Origin of the sequence: Colwellia sp. RE-S-Sl-9, from assembly GCF_048296855.1 — a bacterium.
GTDB lineage: Bacteria > Pseudomonadota > Gammaproteobacteria > Enterobacterales > Alteromonadaceae > Pseudocolwellia.
Map to the genome: position 1 here is coordinate 302,502 of NZ_CP182631.1, position 26,497 is coordinate 328,998.

Genomic DNA, 26,497 nt, shown 5'->3' on the forward strand with positions numbered 1-26,497 from the left:
TTAAGTATTTTATTTGATTTGTGTCTTATATAAGATATTAGTTGTTTTATCTTTGTTAAGGGTGTAGTCTAAAATTAGAATATTCATAGTTAACTAAAATAAGTTGCTAAAAAAAATAATAAAAGCACTGAATAATGAATATCAATTAAAAAAATTAAACAACAAGTAAAAACGGGGAACTATTATGACGAATAAAAAAAACAAGCTTTCTTTAGCTATTCTGTCGGCATTAGCCATAACAAATGTGGCAATGCCAGTATATGCAGAAGAAAGTAAAAAAGACGAAGGACTGGAAACTATCACAGTAACGTCGCAAAAACGTGTTGAACGAGTTTCAGAAATTCCAGTAGCGGTTTCAGTTCTGAGTAGCGATCAAATAGACTCATCTTTTTCAAGTAGCTTTGAAGGGCTTCAAAACTTAGTACCTTCAGTAAGCTTTAAAAAAGGTACAACAAGTCGAAATTCAGCCATTACTGTTCGTGGTATTGGTACCATTTCATTTAGTGTTGCAGCAGAACCTAGTGTATCTACGGTAGTAGATGGCGTAGTTTTAGGCCGTTCTGGACAAGCTTTTACTGATTTATATGACTTAGAACGTATTGAAGTTTTAAGAGGTCCACAAGGTACTTTATTTGGTAAAAATGCTTCTGCTGGCGTTGTAAATATTACCACAAAACGTCCTTCTGGCGAAACTGAAGGTATGATTGAAGCTACTATGTTTCAAGGTAATGAATATAAAATTAAAGGTAAAATTCAAGGTGAGATAAACGATAGTGCCGCAGCAAGTATTGTTGTTACTAAGTCGGGCTACGACGGCAATATTTATAACGTTTATAACAACGAATATATAAATGGTTACGACAAGCAAGGCTTTCGAGCTATGCTTGATATGGAATTATCGTCAGATACTAAAGCACTCTTTATTTTTGAAAGTGCAGAATCAAATGACGATTGTTGTGCTGATATAGAAGGTTTGCCGAGTGGACGTAATCCAAGTTCAAAAGCGGCACCTAACAGTAATGGTATTGTAAATGGTGTGGCAGATCTTGATCTTAATCAACGTCAAGTTGATCATGATTTTGAATCACGCACTATTGACAACACTACCGCATTTTCTGTCCAAATTGATAAAGATTTAGGTGATTATACTTTAACATCAATTACAGCATACAGAGAGTGGGAGAACATTGAATATCGAGAAGGTGACTTTACTTCAATTGCGGGTGACTCAACAGATCTCGTCACTTTTGATAATACGCCTCCTTTTCAACTTCATGATGTAGGGCCACAAACATGGCGTCAGTTTTCACAAGAAGTTCGTATAGCATCACCTCTTGGAGAGAAATTAGATTGGCAAGCAGGTGCATTCTTCTGGAAAATGGACTCGGAACGTAATTTCACACGTGATGCAAGTTGTCAAAATAACGGTGGTCAACTAAATGAAGCAATCTCAAATTATTTATCAACCACGCAAGGTATTAATTCTCCTACAGAAACTGAAGTGTCTGACTTTATTTCAGCAGAAGGAATTACTTGTAATGCTAATGATATAGTTAGTGCTACAGCTTATATGCATACAGAGTTTGTTAACTGGGCATTATTTGGTGACGGTAAATACCATTTTTCTGATGACTTTAGATTATTATTTGGTGCACGTTATACACATGATGAAATTGATTTTACTCATACCCGAATTAGCAATGATTTATATGGCCGACGTGGTGTTGGTGTAAAACCGGCAACGGAAAATACTGATTTTGCTGGAGGTACTGATAATACAAATACCTCGTTTAAATTAGGCGCTCAATACGATATTAATGATGACAGTATGATATATACAACTTGGTCTCAAGGTTATAAAGGACCTGGTTTTAACGTTTTCTATAATATGCAAGAACAAGATACAGCGCCAATTGCCGAAGAAACTAACGATGCATATGAAATTGGTTATAAATATGCTTCACACGATTTTATGTTTAATGCCGCAATATTTAAAACTGAAATAGAAGGCTTTCAAGCAAATAACTTTGATAACTCAAGTGGTGTAACATTAACGCGTTTAACTAATGCTGGTAATGTATCAACACAAGGCTTTGAATTTGATTTTGTTTGGCAGGCAACGGACAATTTAACACTTTCTGGTGGCGCTGCAAAAGTTGATGCAGAAATTGATGATTTTTTCTGTCCAATAGGTGAAAGCTGTACTGACCGTTCTGGTTTAGATGTTCCATTTTCACCAGATTTAAAATATTCATTAGCGGCTGAGTACGTTAACGAACTTGATGGTATGAATATTATCTGGAATGCATCGTACGTTTATACCGATGAACAAGTGGCTACTTTACCTAGTAATATTGGGGAGTTTGGTCCTGAAGTCATATTACCTGATTATGCTTTATTAAATGCAAGTGTTGCTTTTTCGTTTAATGACGATAAGTACCGTTTTACATTAATAGGTAAAAACTTAACTGACGAGCAATTCTTTACTAGTTACAGTGGTGACGGTTTTAGATATCAAGTACCACGTGACGCTGATAGATACTTTGGTGTTCAATTTAGAGCGAGCTTTTAATTATATCTTTACTGTAGTAACAAGTTGATCAATTTATTATTCAAATTGATATAAGTTATAAATATAACTAGCCTGCGTAAGCAGGCTTTTTTATTTCCATACATCGAGTTGAGGTAATACCAATTCCATTAAGTTTGTTCTCAACTCAGAGCTACATTAGCGAGCTTAGAACAAGCAAAATTATTTAGACATAGTTATTCTATATTTCATTAATTTTGTGCCGTAATAAGTTTGCTATGAGCTCCCAAGGGCGAGTTTAAAAGGCTTATATGCGGCGTTATTGATTTTGACAAGGTTCCTACACGGCTGTAAGACATTAGGGTAAGGCAGGTGCAGTTACCGAGAATAACCATTCTCTTCAATTAATGCCTTACCTTTAAGTCTTTTAACTCTCGCTGAGAGGAAAAAAACTTAATGGACTTGGTATTATTTAGTGTCAGCCTGATTTGCAGGAATAAACTCGCCATAAAAGTTGTCAGGCAGTTTTCCGTTAACTTGCTCTGAGAGCCACTTTAAATAGGCTTGTATAGGTAATGCTTCAGAATAGTAATATCCTTGGCCAATATCACATCCGAATGCCGTTAGTGTTAATTCATCTTCTTTCGTTGTAATACCCTCTGCAACAACTTCTAGGCCAACACCTTTTGCCATTTTTACGGTTGTTTCTGTAATGACTTTTCGTTTATTGTCGTTATGAATATTCTCAATGAATTGTTTATCTATTTTAAGCTCTTGGAATGGGAGCTTGTCTAGATTAGCTAGTGAAGAATAGCCCGTACCAAAGTCATCAATACTCACGGTTACACCAAAGTTTGTGAACTTTTCTATGACTTGTACTGCGTGCTCATTTTTTGCGATATTAGCAGATTCGGTGATCTCAAAAATAATCTTATCAGCAGGTATAGGAAAAAGATTTAAGATATCAACCATTTGCTGATAGAAGTCTTTAGAAATGAGATCTATGCCGCTAATGTTAATAGACACCATATGATTTTTATAGTCTTCCATAATTACACTATGTTGTGCTAACGATTGTTTAATCACCCAAAGGGTAATTTTATTAATGAGCCCCATATCTTCAGCAACAGGAATAAATACCGTAGGAGAAATAAAGCCTTGAGTAGGGTGATTCCAACGTATCAAACATTCGCTCCCGCACACTTTACTCGTTTTAAGATCTATTTGAGGTTGGTGATACATTTCAAATTCATTATTTTGCAATGCGAACTGAATGTCTGATGCGAGCTCTAATAAAAAAGTTGATTTATCAGGCGTATGAGTTTGATAAAAAGCCCATTTTTCAGGAGTCGTTTCTGCTTGTCGAATAGCGAGCACGGCATTTTTAACTAAATCTTTACTGGTTAATCCATGAACAGGATAGTGGGCTAGTCCAATAACACCCGTTAACGATAAATTCAGATCTTTAATGATGTAAGTTTCACTGATCACTTGCTGAACTGATTGTACAAAAACTTCAGGCGATGTATTTAGCGCGTCTATGTTAATAATGAAGCCTAAGCACTTACCATGGATATAACATAATTTTTCATTGTTTAAAGTGAGTGGGATTACCGCATTATTATTTTTAAATAATAGGCTTAAGTTATTGTTAAGACGTTTAAATAAAGAAAATACCGTAGAGTCATCTACGTAGTGTTTTATTTTTTCTATATGTTCAGGTTGAACAACAACAACGCAAAAACTTTGTTTATTTGAGAAGGATTGACTTAAATGTTTAATGGTTTTAACTAAATTTAATTGTCTTGGTAAACCTGATTGAGCGTGATGACTTAAATAATGTAATTTATCTTGTTCATTTTTTCTCATTCTTTCAGCTAAGGCTAAAGTGATAAAACCAATTTGAGCCATAACGCCTAACATAAAAGCATTTTTACTTAAAAAAGAAGGAGCTATACATCCTATAGATAACATATGTTGGATTATAGAACCTATAAGAAAAGGTAACCAAGAAACATAATAAAATTTAGCCCATACGAGCTTTTTATGCAGGTTTTTTAACACAATAATTAAACAAAGTGCACACAGGAAAGATTGCACGGCTAATGTGATATTAGTTTTGTTGAAAGACAGAAGGTGGCTTCCTAAAACCAAAAAAACAATGATGATAAAGCAAAAAGTTAAATGGGCTCTATATTGTTTTCTATGAATCATATTATCTTGCAAAAAATACAAAGAAAATATAATAAAAAAGATGTTTAGCGAATACTGAAAATACAAATTATGTTGATTTAACCATAGCTGAGTATCATTTGAAAATATAAAGTAACCATAGGTATTCATGGTTGAAAAAACTAAAAAAGTAGAGAGCAAATAAGCGATAAACGTAAAATACACTTTATCTTTAGTGGACAAGAAAAGAACCATATTATGTACAGACATAAGTAAAACAATGCCGATAAAAGCGCCAAATATAGCAATAGAATAGTGTATGCGTTTATTAAAACGTTCAGCATTAAAAACCTTAGCAGGAGATAATTTTCCTGTGCTAGTTTTAAGCTGTAGTAAAAATGTTGCGGATTCTTGTGGCTTTATAGAAAAAATAATATGTGGGAATACTTGCTGAAACACTGAACGGTTTCTTGTTATTTCTGTTGTTGCTTCAATATTTGTTGCGACTTGATAGCTTGAAATAATATCTTCTGGCAGCGCGTCAATTTGTAAAACACGTGTTAGTACTTCTGACGTTGTATTATTAACCGTGAGCTTTAACCAATAAAAGCTATTACTTTTAATATTTACGTCAACAATTTCTTTTTTATTGAATAACTCTTGATGGTTAAGTGCGTATTTTACGCTGACTTGCTTATTATTAATTAAATAAAGAGACTCAACCGATATCTCTGGTGAATGTATATTCGTGGAATGATCTAATTTCCATAAGTTTTGCGCTAAAAACCAAACGACTAATGACACTGAGAAAATAAAAAAGAAAAGGATAAACGTTTTAAACGTTCGGCAAAGTTGTTCTAAAAAAGAAATTATACGCATGAGAAAAAGAAAGCCTAAATACTAAGAAGTCATTTTATGTACCTTCCTTAGTATTTTTACGATTTCTAATATTAACGTTTTAAGTCGATTATTGCACGGTGAATCAGCATTTAATTGAATGGTAATGGGTATAATACTTCCCCATAGCTTACTCGATTAATAATAAGTTATGGGGAGGAGCTGTCAGGTTAATTACTAAGCCACTGCATACCTGTCGCGAATCTATCTTCAAAACCTTTCCAAGGTTCGAAAGTCTTGCCGTCAGCTGTTTTTTGATTCGAACTTTCAGATAAATTAAGAAATTCACATCTATCTGTTTTTTGTTTTACATGGCAATCCATTAAAGCTAAAGCAAAGTGCTTATTTATATTGTTTAACTTAATTGTACTCCATGAGCCTTCTAGATAGTGTCCCATATCAATACTATCAGCGTAAGATACTGATGGAGCAGGGTGAGGGGCTATATTATGTCGAGCGTTTTCGTAAGTTAATAAGTATTTATTTTGTGAACCTGTTTGGTTATATAAGGCTTTGATGCTGGTGTAATCAGAAATATCATCTAAGTTGCCTGCTAAATACATAATAGGAGTTTTAATAGATTTAACGCTTTCAGGATTGAACAAACCATATTGACTTCCCCAAGGAGCAAAAGCCATTGCTGCTTTCCACTTTGTGCTCACAACAGTATTAGTATATTGGCCTCCAGCACAGCTGTTCAGTACAGGGATGATTTTTTTTATTTGTTCAGGATCTTTAATTCCAGTGAACATAGAGGCTGTTTTTTCATTAAAATTATAACATCCGCCTATCGTATTTACTGCGCCGTAACCGCCCATAGAATATCCAATTAGACCAACATTTTCTGTATCAATAACGTTAGATAGAAAATTGTCACTTGTGGTGAAGTAGTTTGATGTAAATTGTTGATCACGAGAGCGATTAAGTAATGTACTTACAAAGCCTGCATAGGGGGCTTTTTTCACATCTATTTCAGCTGTAGTTGAGTCTGTGTGGTCAATTGAAGCTACAATGTAGCCATGAGACGCTAAATGTTCACCTAGATAAAACATTAGTGTTCTATAGCCTGTATAGCCATGAGATAAAACAATGAGTGGATATTTTTCAGTTTCAGTTGAGTTAACTTCAACATCTCGGTAAGCATTGGCTTTGAGTGAAAATGGCAGGCCTAATTTTGTTTGGTTTTTGTAAACGGTTTTAGGTGCGTTTTGTACAAAGGATTTATCACTTGGATACCAAACTTCTATTTTAAGTTCTCGGTCTTTTAGTGTTTGGCTAACAGGATCTAATTGTCCTGGATTTACAATGGTAAGAGTTTTTACGCCAACAGGGTAATCACCTTTAACAGATAACTCTGGAGCAATACTTGCGCTTACTTGAGGATAAAGTTGCTCAGCGTTAGTATAAGTGTCAGCATTTGCTACCTCTTTTGGTAATGCGTTACTTTCGGTGTTGTTTTTTACTAAGTTTTGACTACATCCTGCAATAACTAAGCTAGCAGACAATAAGCTAAAACTTAGTAGTACATTTTTAATAAGCATGAGTTTTCCTTAATTGATTTTTAATTAGATAAATAACGTTAATCTTCTTTGTAAACGAGTCCCCATTGTTCCCTCAAAGTATCCATCGTTTGAATTATCGCGAGAGAGTCAGACAAAGGGAGTGTAGGACTTTGCGTTAAATTAGCCGAAATACATTTATTTGCATGTTCAATTTCATAAACAAAGTTTTCATCTTCAGAACGAGGAAAGTTAATAACACGTGTATTCTGCTCGGGAAGGTGTATATGTATTTCTCTTGCACCTAAAAAATGAGGAACTCGAATATAACCTTTAGAGCCGCAAATAATTGCTTCAGTAGGAGAGTGATCTTTCATTGACGAAGAAAGTACCGCTCGTTGGCCATTTTTATATTCAAATAAGTAAAAAGAACTTTCATCTATACCTGTTTCACCAATAACAGCAGAGCTTTTAATTTTTTCAGGATGCTTACCAAATACAAGGTGTGCAAACGTGATGGGATATATACCTAAATCAAGTAAAGCCCCACCCGCTAAATCTTTATTCATTAATCGATGAGAAGGCGCAAAATTCCCTGTAATACTAAAGTGAGCTTTTAGTGTATCGATCTCACCAATAATCCCTTCAGTTATTAACGATTGTAATTTTTCAATCGCGGGTAAAAATCGTGTCCAAACGGCTTCCATTAAAAATACATTTTTAGCTTTAGCTAGTTCAGTTAATTTAAGTAATTGCTTAGCATTTATTGTGATAGGTTTTTCACATAAAACATGTTTATTATGCGCAATACACAGTTTAGTGTTTTCGTAATGAAAATTGTGAGGCGTTGCAATGTAAATAGCATCAATGTTTTTATCATTCACTAAATCGTCGTAGTTTGAATAGTATTTATCCGTACCATACTGTTTTGCAAACGTTTTAGCTTTGTTAGGTGTATTAGACGCTACCGCACATAAAGTACCAGAGTTTATTTTAGCTAAACTTTTTGCAAACTGGTTTGCTATGTTGCCACAACCTATAATTCCCCATTTTACTTGACGCATTTTTATTCCTTGCTTAAAAACGTTAAAAATATATACCCGTTACCACTCAAGCGCTTCTTCGAGGGGTCTAAAAACAATTTATGCCGCGTTATTAACTTTAGTCAAGTTCCTACATGGATGTAGACCTTAGATTTCGTCTGGAACATGAAATCTGTGCCTATTTAGTTCCCACTGAAACCTGAATCTTGAATGATAACGGGTATATTTCTAGGATAACGATTTAATAGCATTATGTATAATGAAAGAGGTTAACTCAAAATAAAGAAAACATTGTTGCAGTTTAATGAATTTATAAAAAACGCTTTCATTAAAGAGTAATCGAATGAATATTCTTTAATGAAAGCGTTTAACGCTATTACAATAATTAGATATTATTCAAATTGCTATTACGCTGAGCGGGCAATAACACTTGGATGATTTTCCATATACTTGCTTATACTTTCTATTTCTTCAGCACTTAAATACAAACCGCGTTTAGTGCGTCGCCAAATAACATCTTCCACCGTTAATGCCCATTCATTTTCTATTAAATAATCAACTTCTTTCGCGTATAGATCTTTACCAAAACATTCTCCGAGTGCTGCTTCGTTTTCTGCATCGTTTAGTAGAAGATGGCTATACGAGCCATAACTTCTAACATAGCGGATAATTAAAGAATTTGATAACCATGGGTACTTGTTTCCTAACTCAGTTTCAAGGGTGCTTTTATTATCAAAATCTCCACCAGGTAAGGCTTTAAACTTAGTCCATGCAGGACCTATATTTGGAAAATATCGAGATACTTTGTTTACAGCAGCTTCAGATAGCTTTCTATAGGTGGTAATTTTTCCGCCAAAAATAGATAAAATAGGTGTGTGCTTATCTTTATCACTTAGTTCTAAGGTATAATCCCGAGTTACGGCTTGTGCTGAGTCTGATTCATCATCGAGTAAAGGTCTCACACCAGAATAGGTGGTAACAATATCCTCTCGAGATGTTTTTTTGTTAAAATATTCATTAGTAATATTAATAAGATAATTAATCTCTTCATCAGAAATTCTTACAGCACTTGGGTCACCTTTATGTTCGATGTCGGTGGTACCAATTAATGAGAACTCATCTTCAAAAGGTATTACAAATACAATACGTTGATCAGAATTTTGTAACATATAAGCTTGTTTTTCATCATGGATGCGTGGAACAACAATATGGCTCCCTTTCACTAAACGAATATTTTGTGGTGATTTTATCGGTAAGGCATCATCAAATAACTTTGCTACCCAAGGACCAGATGCATTAACAATAGCTTTGGTTTTAACTTGAGTTTCTTTTCCTGTTAATACATCTTTCAGAGTAACAACCCAAAGGTCGTTATCTCTAATCGCGTGAACACATTGTGTTCTCGTTAGAATAGTAGCATTATTTTCTTTAGCTGAAACTGCATTAAGTACCACTAAACGAGCATCATCAACCCAACCATCTGAGTATTCAAAGCCTTTTTTTATTGAAGGAATAAGTACGCTATCTTCTAAAAACTTTATTCCTTTTGAAGAAGGTAAAGTGACACGTTTAGCTAAATTGTCATATAAAAATAAGCCAGCTCTTATCATCCAAGAAGGCCTAAGATGACGTTGATGAGGTAATCTAAACGTTAATGGTTTAATAATATGAGGAGCATTTTTTATTAACACTTCGCGCTCTGCTAGTGCTTCTTTTACTAAACGAAATTCATAATGTTCTAAATAACGTAAACCACCATGAATTAACTTGCTACTGTTTGATGAAGTGGCAGAAGCTAAGTCATTTTGCTCACATAAAAGAACATTAAGGCCTCTACCTGCCGCATCTGCAGCAATACCTGTTCCGTTTATACCACCGCCAATTACAACGATATCAAACGTATCACTCATTTAGTTTACTCACTTTTTAACAATTTTTTACTATTAAATTCGAATGTCGAATTTTCGTTATTGAGTATAATAGTGTTCGTTAATGTTCATATGCAAGTAAAAATGAAAATTAAATGAAAAAAATAAATTTTAGTTATAAAAAAATGTAGATAAACTACATTTTTAAATAAGAATGAATGGTTTTTTAACTCTATTGTTTAGATAACATGTGTTATTACATTATGTGCTTCTAAAAGTTCGCTTAGTTCGCCCGGTGGAATTTCGTCAGTAAATAAATGATCTATCTGAGATATACTGCCTTGTTTAACCATAGCGTTTCGGCCAAATTTTGAATGATCAGTTGCTAAAATAACCGTGGTTGAGTTTTCAATAATGGCTTGTGCGACTTTTACTTCTCTAAAGTCAAAGTCTAATAACGAGCCGTCAGCGCTTATGCCGCTAATACCTATAATACCGAAGTCCATATGAAATTGACTGATAAAATCGCAGGTTGCTTCACCTATAATGCCACCATCTTTATGACGAACCTCTCCGGCTGCAATAATAACGGTAAAATCTTCTTTCACCGATAAAATCGTTGCCACATGAATATTGTTTGTCACTATGTTGAGGTTAGAATGGTTAAGTAGCTCTTTAGCAATAGTTTCTGTTGTTGTACCAATATTAATAAAGATAGAAGCACCATTAGGAATAATGCTTGCTACTTGTTTAGCTATTTGTTCTTTTGCATCTAAATTCATTATTTTTCGAGATTGATATGAAGCATTTGCACTGCTTGAAGTTGCTTCAGCTCCTCCATGATGCCTAATAAGAGCACCATCTTCAGCAAGTTTATTTAAATCTCTTCTGATGGTTTGTGGTGTAACATTAAAATGTTGTACTAGTGTGTCTATATTAACAAAACCATTTTTATGAACAAACTCAACTAACTCTGTTTGCCGTTGATTTAAACTCATGAATAATAACCCTATCATCTACTATAGCTAAAAAATATATCGGTAAAGATTTACACGTTTTTAATTTTTATCAACTACGCTTCATTGAACTTAGCTTAATTATCTCACATAAATCATAGTTATCCAAAGTAATCGTATATTCGTAAAAGTACAAAGTGTGTTCGTATTTGAAAATAAATGTTGCTTTAATTTTTTGTTATGTGCATTATCGAATAAATTGATTAGTGTGATTGGAATAATAAATATTACAATGTCCAAATATATTTTATCTATAGATCAGGGGACAACAAGCTCTAGAGCTATACTGTTTACAGAGAAAGGTTTCGTTTTTGCTGTTGCTCAGGCCGAATTTGATCAACATTTCCCTCAAGATGGTTGGGTTGAACATAATCCTAATGATATCTGGGAAAGTGTATTAGATGTATGCAAACGCGTTTTAAACGAAAATAATGTTTCTGCCAGTCAAATCATCGCAATTGGTGTTACAAACCAGCGTGAAACTACATTAGTTTGGGATAGAAAAACCGGTAAAACCTTATATAACGCTATTGTATGGCAGGATAGAAGAACTGCTAAGTATTGTGAATCAATCGCGACAGAACAAACTTCTGAGCTTATTAATAGTAAAACAGGCCTTTTACTTGATCCTTATTTTTCGGCAACGAAAATCAAATGGATTTTAGATAATGTTGAAGGCGCTAGAGAACAAGCCAACAAAGGTGAGTTAGCTTTTGGTACGGTTGATAGCTTTATTCTATGGCATTTAACTCAAGGTGAAGTACATAGAACTGATGCAACTAATGCTTCGCGTACTATGATTTTTAATATTCATACCCAAGAGTGGGATCAAGAGCTTCTTTCACTTTTCGATATTCCTCATTCAATGTTACCTGAAGTTATGGACTCATCCTGTGAGTTTGGTATTTGTGCGCCTGAACTATTAGGTGCGCCTATTCCTATTTTGGGTGTAGCAGGTGATCAGCAAGCCGCCTTATTTGGTCAAGCATGTTTTAAAGAAGGAATGGCTAAAAGTACCTACGGTACAGGTTGTTTCTTAATGCTAAATACGGGTGATAAAGCTTTAAAATCTAAAAATAAATTATTAACAACCGTTGCATATCGCTTAAACGGTAAACCTACCTATGCTATTGAAGGTAGTATTTTTATGGCAGGGGCAACCATTCAATGGATACGTGACGGGCTAAAACTTATTAGTAACGCCAGCGAAACAGAAAGTATTGTTGCAGGTATGCCTTATGACCACGGTGTTATGTTAGTACCTGCGTTTACAGGGTTAGGTGCACCGTATTGGGATCCTAATGCTCGTGGTGCAATCCTTGGTTTAACACGTGATTCTGGCATTAAAGAAATAGTTACTGCGGCGTTACAGTCGGTTTGCTATCAAACAAAAGATCTGCAAAAAGCGATGGAAAGTGATGGCTTAAGACCTACAAAATTAAGAGTTGATGGCGGTATGGTGGCCAATAATTGGGTACTGTCTTTTCTTTCAAATATCTTAGGGGCTGAAGTAGAACGCCCTAAAATTATAGAAACAACGGCATTAGGTGTTGCATATTTAGCTGGTTTGCAAGCAGGTGTTTTTTCATCTACAGATGAGTTAGCTAAAATGTGGCATTGCGATCGAAAGTTTAAGCCTAATATGCCTACCGAACAAAGAAATAACCTATATAGCCAGTGGACAGCCGCAATAGATAAAGTGCGAAGCTAGTTACAGACTAACAGATAAAAATAATTAAATAACAAAGCATAAAGTTTGCGTGGGTAAGAGGTAATTTATTCTGCGCAATTTTATATAAGATTAACTATATAAAATCTCTTATATAAGAATACTTACGTAAGAGTATAAGTTAACAACAAGTCGTCAAACATAACACAACAAAGGGGAAGATAATGTCTACTAAATATGTATCTACATTTGGTAAGCGTACGAGTATTGCGTTAGCTGTAGCAACTGCACTAAGTAGTACTACGGTAATTGCTGCTGATGCAGCAACAGAAAAAGAAGTCGAAGTTATTACCGTAACAGGTATGTTAAGCAGCTTAAAAGCTTCAATGCTAGAAAAGAAAGAAGGTAATACCGTATCAGACAGTATTACAGCAGAAGATTTAGGGAAATTTCCTGATCAAAACGTAGCAGAATCACTTCAGCGTATAACCGGTGTAGCTATCGATCGTAACGGTGGCGAAGGTCAGTTCATAACTGTTCGAGGTTTTGGTCCTCAATTTAACCTAGTTACAGTTAATGGTCGTCAAATGGCGTCTGAAACTTCTGGTCGTGAATTTAGTTTTGATACTTTACCTGCGGAGCTCATTTCTGGCGCTGATGTATATAAAAGCTCCAATGCGGGTAATCAAGATGGCGGTATTGGTTCATACATTAATTTACAAACAGCGAAACCATTACAAATAGGTGAGTTTAAAGCTATTGGTAATGCCAAAATGACTTATGATACTTTATCAGAAGAGTCGTCACCTGCAATATCTGGTTTAATTAGTAACACCTTCAATGACGGTACTTTAGGTATTTTAGCGTCATTATCTATTCAAGAACGTGAAGCGCAGATTAACCAAGCCGATACTCGTGGTTATTATCGTGTTGATCGTATTCAAACCAATGATTTTGATGCTGTAGCTGGTACAGGTAAAGAAGCATTTAACGTTTGGGTTCCACGTAATCTTGATTTAACGTCTAATGCTGAAGATAGAACACGTACTAGTGGTACATTGGTTGTTCAATATGCACCTACAACAGAATTAACCTTGACGTTTGATGGTTTGTATTCAAAATTTGAAGTTGAATCACAAGTAAGTAACTATGCTAACTGGTTTACACCGGGGAATTTTAGAGATTTTGATGTAGATGAAACAACAAATACAGTCAATTATTGGTCACATAATTCATTTGATGATCCTAATGGTGGTGGTTCGGGTGCTACTGACTTTGTTCAACAAGGTTTTGATCGTAATATTAAAGTACAAAACTTAGGTTTTAATGCTGATTGGGACTTAACGGATCAGTTTAATGTAAATATTGATGTATCTACTTCAAAAGCTGAAGATTTAAGTGGTGATCAAAGTCGTGTGTTTACCGTTATGGGATACGCAAATGGTTACACATATGACTTTAGAAATGGTGGCGATATCCCAGGCTTACAATCAGATGGAATTGATGGACCATTTACTCAAGCAGATGCAAGTAAACTTAGAGCACATTATGTAGAGCGCGGTGGTGATGAGCGTGAAGATGAAATTACTGAATTACGTGCTGATTTTACTTACACACCAAATAGCGACACATTCACTAAACTTAAATTTGGATTATATTCACAAGACAGAACCAAGTCTTCTAAAGTATTTCAATCACCATCACTTCCTAACTGTTTTTACTGTGGTTATGGTACTGATGTTCCAGATGAATTAGGTGAATTAGTTACTCCTAATGATTGGTTTGATGGTATTCCTTCTTCTTTCTTTGGCTACAATGTTGATGATTATTTAGCTTACCTTGAAACACCAGAAGCAATTACAGCGCAATCTCTTATTCGCAATGAAAACCCTGCAGATAACATAGCTGCATTCCAATCGCTTAATGGTTATACACCTGTAGAATTAGGTACAAGTTTCGAAATTGATGAAGAAATAACCGCAGCTTACATTGACTTCCTATTTGAAGGTGACCTTGGTGATATGCCATGGACAATAAATTTAGGTTTTAGATATAGCGAAACTACAACCACAGCAGCAGGTAAGCAAGCAACGTTATTAGATATTATTCAAAACCCGCAAGATGCAACCATTTTAGATCAGTTTTATAATGTTGATACTGATGGACAACGTATTTCATCAGATATTGCAATTAAAAACTCATATTCAAACTTATTACCAAGCTTGAATGTGAAGTTTGAAATTGAAGAAGATATGGTACTTCGTGCCGCTTATTCTGAAACTATTACAAGACCTACTATGTCTGATATGGCGCCAGTAACTAATATTGGTACAACACGACCAGATTTATTGTTAGCGAGTGGTGGTAATCCAAGTTTAGAACCATTCTTATCAACCAACTGGGATATTTCTTATGAATGGTATTATGGTGACACTAGTGCAGTATCGGTTGGTTTATTTAGTAAAGAAGTTGAAGGCTTTATTACTACTGTACGTGCACCAGAGCAGTTCTCACTAGCTAGTGGAAGTTATGAATTTCAAGTTTCACGTCCGCGTAATGGTGAAACGGCTAAAGTTGATGGTTTAGAACTTGCTTGGACTCATACATGGGAAAGTGGTTTTGGTTTCCAAATGAATGCGACAATAGTAAATAGTGATGCTGAAGTTGACACTAGCAATAGTAGCCAAACATTCGCTCTTGAAGGTTTAGGAGATTCACAAAATATTATCGCATTTTATGAAAATAATGGATTTCAAGCTCGCTTAGCTTATAACAACCGTGAAGCATTCTTACAAACATTGAGTAATGCTGATACTGGTGAACCTGAGTTTGTAGATACTTACGGCCAATGGGATGTAAGTGCAAGCTATGACATTAACGATAACTTAACGGTATTGTTTGAAGGGATTAATTTGACTGACGAATACACAAATAAATTTGGTCGTATTAGTAGTCATTTTACTGAGCAAGTTCGTTCAGGATCTCGTTACTCTATTGGGCTTAGAGGCTCATTTTAATAGTAGTAAGTATAAAATAAGCTTTTAGGTATATGATAAAGTACATGAATTATTGACCGTTTATTCATGTACTTTTTATATCAGTTTTATTCTTGAAGCTGGTATTACATATCCAATCTTATTCATCACTATCAAAGGTAATCATGTGTCTTCTAACATTAAAAATGTCTTAGTATTGGGAGGAGGTGTTGCAGGTTGGATTACTGCGGGGTTACTTATTAAAAAACACACCCATAACATTAACGTTACACTTATCGAGTCACCAGACATATCATCTATTGGAGTAGGTGAAGGAACATGGCCAACGATGCGTCAAACTTTGGCAAAATTAGGTATTTCAGAAAATACATTTATTAAGCGTTGTTCAGCCACCTTTAAACAAGGTAGTAAATTTGTTAACTGGATTTCAGAAACGAATAACGTGTATTACCATCCTTTTACAGAACCTCAGTCTTTCAATAAATTTGATTTAGCGCCTTACTGGCAAAAATCTTTATCGGCTACTCAATCTTTTGCTGAATCAGTCAATTTTCAGCAATATCTATGTGAAAAAGGCTTAGCACCTAAATCTATTGCGAATAAAGAATATGAAGTTGTGGCTAATTATGGCTATCATTTAGATGCCACTCAATTTATTGAATTGTTGCGTGAACATTGTTGTGAGCAACTAGGTGTTAATCATATTTCAGATACCGTACAAACAATAAAACAAGCAAAAAATGGAGATGTTGAGTCAGTTTTTACTGAAAATAATGGTGAAATACAGGCTGATTTATTTATTGATTGTACCGGCATGAAAAGCCTTTTATTAGGTGAAACACTCAAGGTGCCACTTGTTCCTTGTGATAATGTGTTCCTTGCGGATACTGCGGTCGCGGTTCAAATTGAGTATGACTCACCAAATAGTCCTATTGCTAGCCAAACAATATCTACTGCTCAAGAGGCTGGTTGGATATGGGATATTGGCCTTCAAACTAGGCGAGGCGTGGGTTATGTTTATTCGAGTAAATATAGTACTGAAGAACAGGCTAAACAGGTACTTGCAACTTATATTGGCAAAAAATCATTACCTCACACAGCTAAAGTTATTTCTTTTACACCGGGGCATAGGCAATTATTTTGGAAAAACAATTGTGTTGCTGTTGGTTTATCTGCGGGGTTTTTAGAGCCGCTAGAAGCTTCAGCCATTATGTTGATTGAAACATCAGCTAACTTTATTACTGAGCAATTACCTAACAACAAAGACCAAATGCATATTGTATCTAAAAGATTTAATCGCCTGATGACAATGAAGTGGCGAGGCGTGATCGACTTTTTAAAATTACACTATGTATTGGGTGAAAGAACAGAACCATTTTGGATTGATAATCGGCACAAGTCATCTGTTCCAGAATCTTTAAGTGAACTTCTGTTACTTTGGCAGTATAGAGCACCCAAAGAGTATGACTTTACAGATCGAGATGAAGCATTCACTGCGGCTAGCTATCAATATATTCTCTATGGTGCGGGCTTTAAAACTGACTTTAAACAAAGCGAACACTTGTACCAAAGAGATGATATTGCGCAAAGACAGTTTTCCATTAATAAAATACAAATTGAACAATTACAGTATTCATTACCATTACATCGTGAATTATTAGAAAAAGTTAAAGATATTGGTTTTTCAAAAATTTAACAAAAAACATTAGAGAATTAAAATGACAAAATATGTTTTGCTAGATCCCAACCAACACAAAAATATAAAAATTTTGCCACATAAAAATTTCAAACAAAGTGAGCATCAACATTTAACACCGCTATCTGTAAATGAATTTGCGCAAGCAAGTACAAGTTTTCCCATTGTTTACATGAAAGATGCAGAACAAGGGAAATTTAGAGCTATATCGATGTTAGGTTTATTAGCGGGGAAAAATTTATTTTTTACAGAAAATGAATGGTTAGGTACTTATGTACCGTCTACTTTTTTAAGAACTCCGTTTGATTTAGGTCCAGATCCTAAAGCTGAAAAAACGCTTACACTCTATATCGATCAAGATAGTGACTATTTAAGTCAAACAGAAGGGGAAGCACTATTTAATGAAAACGAGCCAAGTCAGTTTTTGTTAAGTATTCAACAAAATATATCCGCCTATTATCAAAGTGAAATGATGACACATCAATTTACTGAGTTACTTCTCAAGCATGATTTATTGGTTGAAATTGAACTTGCTACGCAATATGAAAGTATGGAACAAAATAAAATTAAAGGACTATATACCATTAATGAAACTTCATTGAATGGTTTATCTCAAGAGGTTCTATTTGAGTTTCATCAACTGAATTTTCTTATGCCAATCTATGCAATGTTAGCTTCTTTAACGCAAATAAATAGATTAATGACGCTTCATAACAAAACACAAAATCGTAAAATTACAGGTATAAAAATGAACATAAATAAAGGTGATGAACTATGAGCCAGAACATGATCCAAATTTCTGTATTTATATTAGTGACTGCTTTTATTGCTCTTCTTACCTATTTGAAATGTAGAGGCCACGGTAGAGGAAAAGGCAAAGATCAACAAAATAAAGAATACTTTTTAGCTGGCGGTGGTTTAGCTTGGTATTTTGTTGCAGGTTCAATCACTCTTACCAATTTGAGTACCGATCAGCTTGTAGGTTCAAATGGTAATCAAATGGCATTGCTCGCGTGGTGGGAATTTGCTGCCGTACTTGGCTTGTTTCTTCTTGCTAAAGTATTCCTTCCTGTTTATTACAAATATAACTGTACTACCACGACTGAATTATTAGAAAAGCGTTATAACAATAAACATATTAGAGCGGTTATAGGCACAATGTTCTTTTTGAGTAGTGCGCTTATTTTTTGTCCTGCTGTTATTTACAGTGGCGCATTATTTATGCAAACCATGTTTCAGGTAGATATTCCCATTATGTATATTGCTACAGCATTTGCTGCTGTAGGTGCTATGTATGCCATCTTTGGTGGTCTTCGCGCTGTTGCTGTGTCTGATACTTACTCAGGCGTTTTATTACTGGGGATGGCTATTACCGTTGTGTTTTTATCGTTAAACGCGATTGATTATGATTTTTCAGGTATACCGGCTGATCGTTTAACCTTTATTGGTGCAGACGATTCACCTATTCCTTGGCATACCTTACTTACCGGTATGATCTTTATACAAATGTTTTACTGGGGCACAAACCAAGTTATTACTCAACGTGCTATGGCTGCGCCTAACTTAAAAGAAGCACAAAAAGGTGTTTTTGCAGCGATAGGTATTCGTATTATTATTGTGCCGGCAATTATTGTTATACCGGGCATTATTTCATACAAACTTTATGGCGATATTGGTGATGCGGCCTACGGACAAATAGTGGGCGATTTATTACCCGCATGGTTATCAGGTATCTTTGCCGCAGCAATGGCGGCAGCGGTACTGTCTACTTATAACAGTAACTTAAACTCTGCAACTGCACTGTATGTGTGTGATATTCACGAACCTTATATTAACGACGATATTAATGTACCTAAGTTAAGTGCTTGGATCACCGTAGCGCTAACCTTTATATCTCTTGCGCTTGTGCCGTTATATCAACAAGCGGATAGTATTCTTAACCTACTTCAACAGTTGTGGGGCTTATTTAGTATGCCGATACTTTCAATTTTTATAGTGGGTCTTTTGTTTAGAGGCGTTCATGCAAATGCAGGTATTGCAGCTGTGTTCTTTGGTGTAATTTTATATGGTTCAATATCTTTTGAGTTCTCACCATTTCACGCACCTTTTGGTCTACATTATATCCACCTTATGTTTTTCACTTTAATTGCCTGTGTAGCATTTGCATTATTAGTGAACAAATTTATATTTGGTGGTACTGCACGTTTTTCATCTAAAAATGATGAGCTTATAACGAGTTAATTATTAAAACGTATTGTACAAAGGAGCTTTTTAGCTCCTTTTTTTTGTCTGAAATATAGACGGATCATTATATTCGCGCAATGAAAAAATACTAACTATAGTTAAGCCAGTTTTAATACATAAGGTATAAGGTTTATGCGGTACTTATAACGATGAATGGTCGATATTGCATATCAACAAAATATTCATAAGTATCAAATTTACTCTGCAATTTCCGGTTTCACGGTTGTTGGTCCTTTGCTTAACCTTTTTTATCTCTCCGCTGATATTTCATATAGCCAATTAAGTTTAATTGAAACTGCATCTTTAATTACCTTGGTAATATTAGAAGTTCCTACTGGGATTATTTCTGACTTGCTCGGTCGAAAAGTTAGCATATTTTTAGGTTGTATTTTAATGGGCTGCGAGTTTGTTTTGATTGCTGCAGGTTTTACACTACCTGTTTTTGTATTAGCCGCTTTGATAGGTGGAATTGGTATCAGTTTAGAGTCAGGCGCGGATCAATCCTTATTATATGACTCGTTAAAAAAGCTTAAGAGAGAAAATGAATTTAAAAAATATTTAGGGCGAAGTGGTGCTATTTTCAAAATATCTGCAGCTTTTGCTGGAATACTCTGGGGCTACATTTACCAATACGACCAGTCACTTGTTTTTTATTTAACAGGTAGTACTTTTATTTTATTGGGCTTTTTTAGCTTAACTATGAAAGAAACCGTTTATCGAAATACTAAAAAATATCAAGTTTCTCTTATCATCAAAACGACTGTCTTCGATAAATTTATTTCAGCAAAAGAGCATTACCATAAAGCAATTAAACAAATTTGTGTACGTAGTTATTGCACCGTAAGAAACAACAAAAAACTCTTATGGATGTTGCTATTTACAAGTTTAGTTGGCACCACAATACGTGCTCATTCAGCTATTATTAGAGGACCCATGTTAGATGGTTTACTACCTAATGCAGGTTATCTTGGAATTATTCTTGCGGTAGGTATGGGGCTAAGTAGTATAGTGAGTTGGTATGCTGATAAGCTTATTGCTGTAACAAAGAGTCAGTATATTCTTATCGCTTTCCCTGTTGTTGCAGGATTTGTTTATATTTTTTGTGGTTTATTGAATAACTTATTTATTGTCGCTTTGTTTTTTCTTATTTATATTTTAACCGCATACAAAGCCGTATTTTTAAGTGATTACTGGCACCGTCATTTTAGTTCAAAACAGCGGGGCACTTTACTTTCATTTATAGGGGCGTCAGAGTCGTTTGTTGGTGTTTTTTCATTACTAGGAATAGGTTTACTCACAGACGCTTTAGGCTTAAATAATAGTTCTATCATTATAGGATTATTAGTTTTAAGTTTTGGTTTTTTACTTACTTTTGTCAGTGTAAATATACCCGTTACCATTAAAAAAAACTGTTATTAATAGAAACTGAATAATTCAAATACCGGTTTACGTTTCAAGTATTTATGTATATTGAGGTGGCAGGGGATCTTTTAAAATTAATTTTTAATTAACACCAACGACGAAATAATAGTGTTATTGTGTGGGTCTACTACGTAGCGCTTATTGACAGGTTAAAAATTTACCTGTTGTAGTCAGTAATTCTCTATAATAAAAAAGGAATACCTATGCTCAGTTATGTAACGATTGGTGTAACCGATTTAGAAAAATCAGAAGCTTTTTATAATGAACTTTTAGCTCCTCTTGGCGCAAAAACTTTAATAAAACATGAACGTATTATATTTTTTGGTAAGAGTATGGAAGAGTTACTACTTGCCATTTGTATCCCACATAATGAAAAAGCGCAAAACTGCGGTAATGGCAACATGCTTGCTATTGCACCAGGTTCAAAAGAAAAATGTGACGAAATGTACCATAAAGCTATCGCTTTAGGTGCAACATGCGATGGCGCGCCGGGTCAACGTATTCCAGATGTTTTTTATGGTGCTTACTTTCGTGATTTCGATGGTAATAAAATTGTTTTTAACCACTTCGGTTAACATTAAAATTCAAGCATAACCTCTTGTTATGCTTGAATTCACCTCCTAAACATATTTTTTGAAAATACTTTAATCACCTAAAAACTATAAGTACCTGTAATTGTGTACGTACGCGGTGGGTCAATAGACACCCAATAAGCAAATGCATTACCAGGTAAATCTTGAGAAGTACGTATAACTTGTTCATCGGTTATATTTTTCGCTAAAAAGGCGACACTCCATTTACCATCAGCTGAATCACTTAAGCCAAGTCGAAAATTTAGTTTGGCAAACGAGTCTTGCTTAGACTGTTCATCGAGGTCTGAAGCGGTGTAAAATTCGGATGAGTAATTAACGAATAAGTTACTCGATAACAATATCGCCTGTGATAATTCATCTTCGTAATTTATTGATAAACTTGCGGTAACTTCTGGTGCATAAACGCCACGTTTACCTGTTAAGTCTTGTCCTCTTAATCCTTCTATCTTATCTTGCCATACCGTAGCTACGCCGTTTTTAAAGCTGTCGTATTCAAAGTCTAAATAAGCTGCACCGCCTGATAAGAACCAATAGTCATTCAAAATAAAGGTAAAGTCTGTTTCAAGTCCTTGTACAATCGACTTGGCTGCATTATCAACAATATAACTTTGTCCGTCCCACGCGGATACTTGCATGTTTTCAAACTTGGTGTGGTAATAAGCGATATTGATACGTCCTTTACCATCTAAAATGTCAGACTTAAGGCCTATTTCAAACGCTGTGGCTTTCTCATCTTCATATTCAAAAGAATCAGAAGGTGTTACCGCAGGGTTAAAGTGGTTATAAGCATCACCACTCGCGGAACTTGTGCCCATAATTCCCGTGTTATTTAATAAGGTTCCGTCGAATCCTCCACCTTTATTACCAACGGTTGCGCTGGCGTAATACATTAGTTTTTTGTTTTCTTGGTAACTCATTTTTAAACTAGGGGATAAGTGAGTCTCATCGCGATCTTCATTAAGTAAATGATTACCTGCACCAAATGCAGCTAAAATTTGATCAGCTAAACCTAAGGCATTCGCTTCAGGTATACCAAAATCGGCAGTATAGGTTTTTTGTAACGAGGTAACGGTTTTGTTTTCTTTATCAAAACGTACTCCTAAATCAAATTTTAGCTTTTCATTTACTTGCCAGCCTACTGAAGTAAAAGCGGCGATACTCCATTCGTCCATTGCAAAATCAGAAAATAATCCATACCGACTATCAGGAATAGGTACTGATGGAAACTGATACATATCAGCATTTTGCTTAAGGTCTAAATTTTGTTGGGTATAGTACACACCCACAATGTAGTCTAACTCACCGACTTGTGCCTCGGGAGTGACAAAGCGTAATTCTTGAGTGAGCTGATCAAAGTTTTCTGTTCTATCAAGAGCCACCCAGTTTTGGGCCGAATAGGTTGGGTCATAGGCGTTATTCCATGTGTAATCTTGATACGTGGTAATTGAGGTTAAGGCGTTATTGTTAAGGTTGTACTCAAGGGTTAATACCGCGGTGTCGCTTTCAAGGTTGTCATTAAAAGGAGATTGATCGCCTGCGGTGTCATCAAACTCCACTCTTTTATCTATTATTGCTTTTGGATCTAATAAAGCGGTAAGCCCCGCTGAGTGGCCTTTATCTATAGCCGCCGCTAATGCGCTGTTGTCTACATAATATTGTCTTGAGCTCAGTTCGAAGTCAGATTCTGAATGTTCAACCTTGATACCAACGGATAGGCCGTTATCAAGTTCACCTTGTAGCGATAGTCTTACGCCTGAATTTTCCTGCCCGTCTATATGATCTACGCCTCTAATTTGATTGTTATCAAGATTGTTTTTGGTAAAACCATTGGTTGTTTTGATAACGCCCGCGATCCTCGCAGACCAATTATCGCTTATTGCGGTATTAAACATACCTTCAATATTCAGGGTTGAATATGAGCCGTAACTTGCACTAAACATACCTTCTGTATCGTTAATTGCGTTTTTAGTCATGGTTGAAATAACACCGGCAGTAGCGTTTTTTCCAAACATAATACTTTGTGCACCTTTGAGCACTTCAACTCTCTCTATATCAAAAACAGGTGCTCTAGCCATAATAGCTCGGCCTATATAAATATTATCTCTAAACTGAGCTACCGATTGTTCAAAACCGTAATTAATGCCAGCACCTATACCACGCATATATATTTGAGGCATTGAGCTGGTGCTTGATATTTCTACATTGGGCATCATTTCTGACGCGTCAACCAAACTGGTCACATGATTTTTTGTTAGCTGCTCACCGGTAAATGCGCTCACTGAAACAGGGACTTCTTGAATATTTTGCGTTCGCTTTTGGGCTGTTATTTCTATACGTTCAAGGTTCGTCGTGTCTTGTGCATAGATATGGGTAGATATAAGGGTAATTATAGCGCTAGACAAAGCTTTTAATTGAAAGTTTCTTGTTTTCATGTGACTAACTTCCCAGTTGGTTATGTAAACAGACTTTACTGTCATATGTTTTAATCATAGTACATTTATTAATATTGCCATGGCTTTTTGGCGTGATAATGTTAAATATTTGAATAAAAAGTAGACAGTCAAAGGTTTGTTGTTTTTTTGTGTTGTTGAAACTTAGGCATGAGTTTTATTAACAGCTAAGCTATAACTATCTAATTAGAACAATTCATTAGCCATTGAAGGTAAAAATGAAAACATATAAAAATACATTAATAGCAGCGTTAACTGTGGCTACATCTATTAGCCTAAGCACCGTAAGCTTTGCTGATAACTATGATTTAGTGATTAAAAATGGTCGTGTAATCGATCCTGAAACCGATTTAGATGCAAAACGATGGATAGGCATTTCAGCAGGAAAAATCACTAAAATATCAACAACATCTATAACAGGTAAAAAAACGATTGATGCGACAGGTTTAGTGGTATCTCCTGGTTTTATTGATTTACATGCTCACGGGCAATTATTACCCAACGCACGTTTACAAGCATTTGACGGCGTAACAACCGCATTAGAATTAGAAGCTGGCGTGCTCGAAGTTGATAAGTTTTATAGCAATATAGCCAAAGAAGGACGACCGATTAACTATGGCGCTTCAGCTAATTGGTCTATGGCTCGCGCTATGGTGTTAGATAACGCGACTTTTAATGGCATACCGGGCGAAGCATTACGGGTTTTTTCTTTACCTAACTGGAGTAGAAACCTAGCGACAAAAGCACAGCAAACTGAAATTATTAACGTAGTTGAAAAAGCCATAAATGCTGGCGCACTAGGGGTAGGTATTCTGGCAGGGTATAGCCCAAATTCGAATAGAAAAGAATATTACCAACTACATAAATTAGCCGCTAAATATAACGTTTCTACCTTTAATCATATACGTTTCGCTAGTACACAAGAACCTAAAAGTGCCTTTGAAGCTTACCAAGAATTAATTTCTGCTGCGGCAAGTACGGGGGCTCATGCACATATTTCTCATTTAAATAGTACCAGCGCTCGCGATATAGAAGACGTAGCCGAACTTGTACTTAATGCACAAAAACAAGGAGTAAAAATTTCAGTTGAAGCTTATCCTTATTCAGCAGCAAGTACCGCGATTGGTGGGCAAATGTTTCGTGGTGAACATTGGAAAGAGCGCTTAGGTAATGCGAACGAAACAGACTTCTCGTTTAATGGTAAACAGCTAACCCCAACCAGTTTTAAAGAGCTACAAGATAACAGTCCTCGATCTATCATCATCTTCAATTATTTAGATCCAGAGCATTCGGCATCGGATCAACACCTATATGAAATTTCTCAGTTATTTCCTAATGGAGCGGTAGCCTCAGACGGAATGCCGATAATGGATGCAACAACCCATAGAATGATTTCTGGTGATGTTTGGCCATTACCTGAAAACGCTCAAACTCACCCAAGATCTGCAGGTAGTTATTCTCGATTTATTCGTCAGTTTGTTAAAGAAAGTAAAAAAATATCGTTAAGTGAAGCCATCAGAAAAATGTCGTTAATACCGGCACAAATACTAGAAACAAGTGTTGAGCAAATGAAGTTTAAAGGCCGTATTCAAGAGGGCGCAGATGCCGATATTGTTATTTTCGATTTTGCTGAACTTACCGACAGAGCGACCTTTGCAAAGCCAATATTAACCTCTAAAGGAATGAAAACTGTTATTGTTAACGGCACACCTATTATTGAAAATGGACAATTAATTAGAAGTGCCATGCCGGGTAAAGCCATTAGAAGACAAGTAAAAAATTAAGCTACCCATAGTGATATTAATAATTTACTCGTTACCTAACATCAAAAAAACAAAGGATATGAAATGAAAAAATTATCAATAGCTATAAGCCTAATTACACTTTTATTTACACCACATCTTTATGCTGGTTCAAAAGCTAACGTTGAGTTTTTAAACTCAGGCAGTGTGTTTGCTAAGTCGTTAGATATGCCATTTTCAGAAGCTGTTCGGGTAGACAATACCTTGTATATTTCAGGGCAACTGGGCATCACACTCGGCACACTTTCATTAGTTGATGGTGGTATAAAAGCCGAAGCAAAACAAACCATGAACAACATTAAAACCATACTTGAAGCCCACAACCTAACCATGAAAAACGTTGTTAAATGCACCGTTATGCTGTCTGATATGGCCGACTGGCCAGCTTTTAACGAGGTTTATAAATCATTCTTCAGTAAGCCATACCCAGCCCGAAGTGCTTTTGGTACAAATGGTTTAGGCTTAGGTGCAAAAACTGAAGTGGAATGTATGGCAGTGTTTTATTGATTATTTTATTTAACTAATTGAGTATATTCTGCTTTCTGGTAGTTTATTCATTCATAAAGTGAGTGTTATTATTAAAACGTTTACATAATAAAC

The 26,497-nt window shown here is 35.4% G+C and carries 16 protein-coding genes; 10 read left to right on the plus strand and 6 right to left on the minus strand.

Going from position 1 to position 26,497, the window contains the following annotated elements:
* Positions 1-184: 184 nt before the first annotated feature.
* Positions 185-2,572 (plus strand): TonB-dependent receptor, encoded by a 2,388-nt coding sequence (locus tag ACM9HF_RS01280; protein WP_473613809.1) that lies wholly within the window; start codon positions 185-187, stop codon positions 2,570-2,572.
* Positions 2,573-2,998: 426 nt separating this feature from the next.
* On the opposite strand, the gene ACM9HF_RS01285 is transcribed toward ACM9HF_RS01280, so the two are convergent.
* The 5 genes from ACM9HF_RS01285 to ACM9HF_RS01305 form a co-directional block, all read right to left on the minus strand.
* Positions 2,999-5,581, minus strand: a complete 2,583-nt coding sequence (locus ACM9HF_RS01285; RefSeq protein WP_473613813.1) for an EAL domain-containing protein — start codon at positions 5,579-5,581, stop codon at positions 2,999-3,001.
* 188 nt (positions 5,582-5,769) lie between these two features.
* Positions 5,770-7,140, minus strand: coding sequence for an alpha/beta hydrolase family protein (locus ACM9HF_RS01290; protein ID WP_473613817.1), 1,371 nt, complete (start codon positions 7,138-7,140; stop codon positions 5,770-5,772).
* 38 nt (positions 7,141-7,178) lie between these two features.
* Positions 7,179-8,162: a Gfo/Idh/MocA family protein gene (locus ACM9HF_RS01295; protein ID WP_473613821.1), complete on the minus strand. Its 984-nt coding sequence runs from the start codon at positions 8,160-8,162 to the stop codon at positions 7,179-7,181.
* Positions 8,163-8,548: 386 nt separating this feature from the next.
* The gene (gene glpD / locus ACM9HF_RS01300) at positions 8,549-10,051 is read right to left on the minus strand and encodes a glycerol-3-phosphate dehydrogenase (protein ID WP_473613823.1); all 1,503 of its coding nucleotides are present in this window, start codon (positions 10,049-10,051) and stop codon (positions 8,549-8,551) included.
* 197 nt (positions 10,052-10,248) lie between these two features.
* Positions 10,249-11,007, minus strand: a complete 759-nt coding sequence (locus tag ACM9HF_RS01305; RefSeq protein WP_473613827.1) for a DeoR/GlpR family transcriptional regulator — start codon at positions 11,005-11,007, stop codon at positions 10,249-10,251.
* A 250-nt stretch (positions 11,008-11,257) separates the two neighbouring features.
* Between ACM9HF_RS01305 and glpK the strand changes: the two genes are divergently transcribed.
* The 7 genes from glpK (at position 11,258) to ACM9HF_RS01340 (ending at position 21,627) form a co-directional block, all read left to right on the plus strand.
* Complete coding sequence (gene glpK, locus ACM9HF_RS01310) at positions 11,258-12,736, plus strand: glycerol kinase GlpK (RefSeq protein WP_473613831.1); 1,479 nt, start codon at positions 11,258-11,260, stop codon at positions 12,734-12,736.
* Between the two features lie 182 nt (positions 12,737-12,918).
* Positions 12,919-15,711 (plus strand): TonB-dependent receptor, encoded by a 2,793-nt coding sequence (locus ACM9HF_RS01315; RefSeq protein ID WP_473613835.1) that lies wholly within the window; start codon positions 12,919-12,921, stop codon positions 15,709-15,711.
* A 145-nt stretch (positions 15,712-15,856) separates the two neighbouring features.
* The gene (locus ACM9HF_RS01320) at positions 15,857-17,386 is read left to right on the plus strand and encodes a tryptophan halogenase family protein (protein WP_473613840.1); all 1,530 of its coding nucleotides are present in this window, start codon (positions 15,857-15,859) and stop codon (positions 17,384-17,386) included.
* 22 nt (positions 17,387-17,408) lie between these two features.
* Complete coding sequence (locus ACM9HF_RS01325; RefSeq protein ID WP_473613844.1) at positions 17,409-18,164, plus strand: SapC family protein; 756 nt, start codon at positions 17,409-17,411, stop codon at positions 18,162-18,164.
* The gene (locus ACM9HF_RS01330) at positions 18,161-19,627 is read left to right on the plus strand and encodes an SLC5 family protein (RefSeq protein WP_473613848.1); all 1,467 of its coding nucleotides are present in this window, start codon (positions 18,161-18,163) and stop codon (positions 19,625-19,627) included. The genes ACM9HF_RS01325 and ACM9HF_RS01330 overlap by 4 nt, the downstream gene beginning before the upstream one ends.
* 156 nt (positions 19,628-19,783) lie before the next feature.
* The gene (locus ACM9HF_RS01335) at positions 19,784-21,049 is read left to right on the plus strand and encodes an MFS transporter (RefSeq protein ID WP_473613852.1); all 1,266 of its coding nucleotides are present in this window, start codon (positions 19,784-19,786) and stop codon (positions 21,047-21,049) included.
* Between the two features lie 206 nt (positions 21,050-21,255).
* On the plus strand, positions 21,256-21,627 hold the full coding sequence (locus ACM9HF_RS01340) for a VOC family protein (protein ID WP_473613856.1): 372 nt from the start codon (positions 21,256-21,258) through the stop codon (positions 21,625-21,627).
* Positions 21,628-21,704: 77 nt separating this feature from the next.
* Here ACM9HF_RS01340 and ACM9HF_RS01345 read toward each other — a convergent pair whose 3' ends face one another.
* The gene (locus ACM9HF_RS01345) at positions 21,705-24,077 is read right to left on the minus strand and encodes a TonB-dependent receptor (protein WP_473613859.1); all 2,373 of its coding nucleotides are present in this window, start codon (positions 24,075-24,077) and stop codon (positions 21,705-21,707) included.
* Positions 24,078-24,313: 236 nt separating this feature from the next.
* Here ACM9HF_RS01345 and ACM9HF_RS01350 point away from each other — a divergent pair, with 236 nt between their 5' ends.
* Together ACM9HF_RS01350 and ACM9HF_RS01355 are read left to right on the plus strand one after the other, a co-directional pair.
* Entirely contained in the window at positions 24,314-25,879 is a 1,566-nt protein-coding gene (locus tag ACM9HF_RS01350; protein WP_473613862.1) for an amidohydrolase family protein, read from the plus strand.
* A gap of 63 nt (positions 25,880-25,942) precedes the next feature.
* Positions 25,943-26,404, plus strand: coding sequence for a RidA family protein (locus ACM9HF_RS01355; RefSeq protein WP_473613866.1), 462 nt, complete (start codon positions 25,943-25,945; stop codon positions 26,402-26,404).
* Positions 26,405-26,497: the final 93 nt, after the last annotated feature.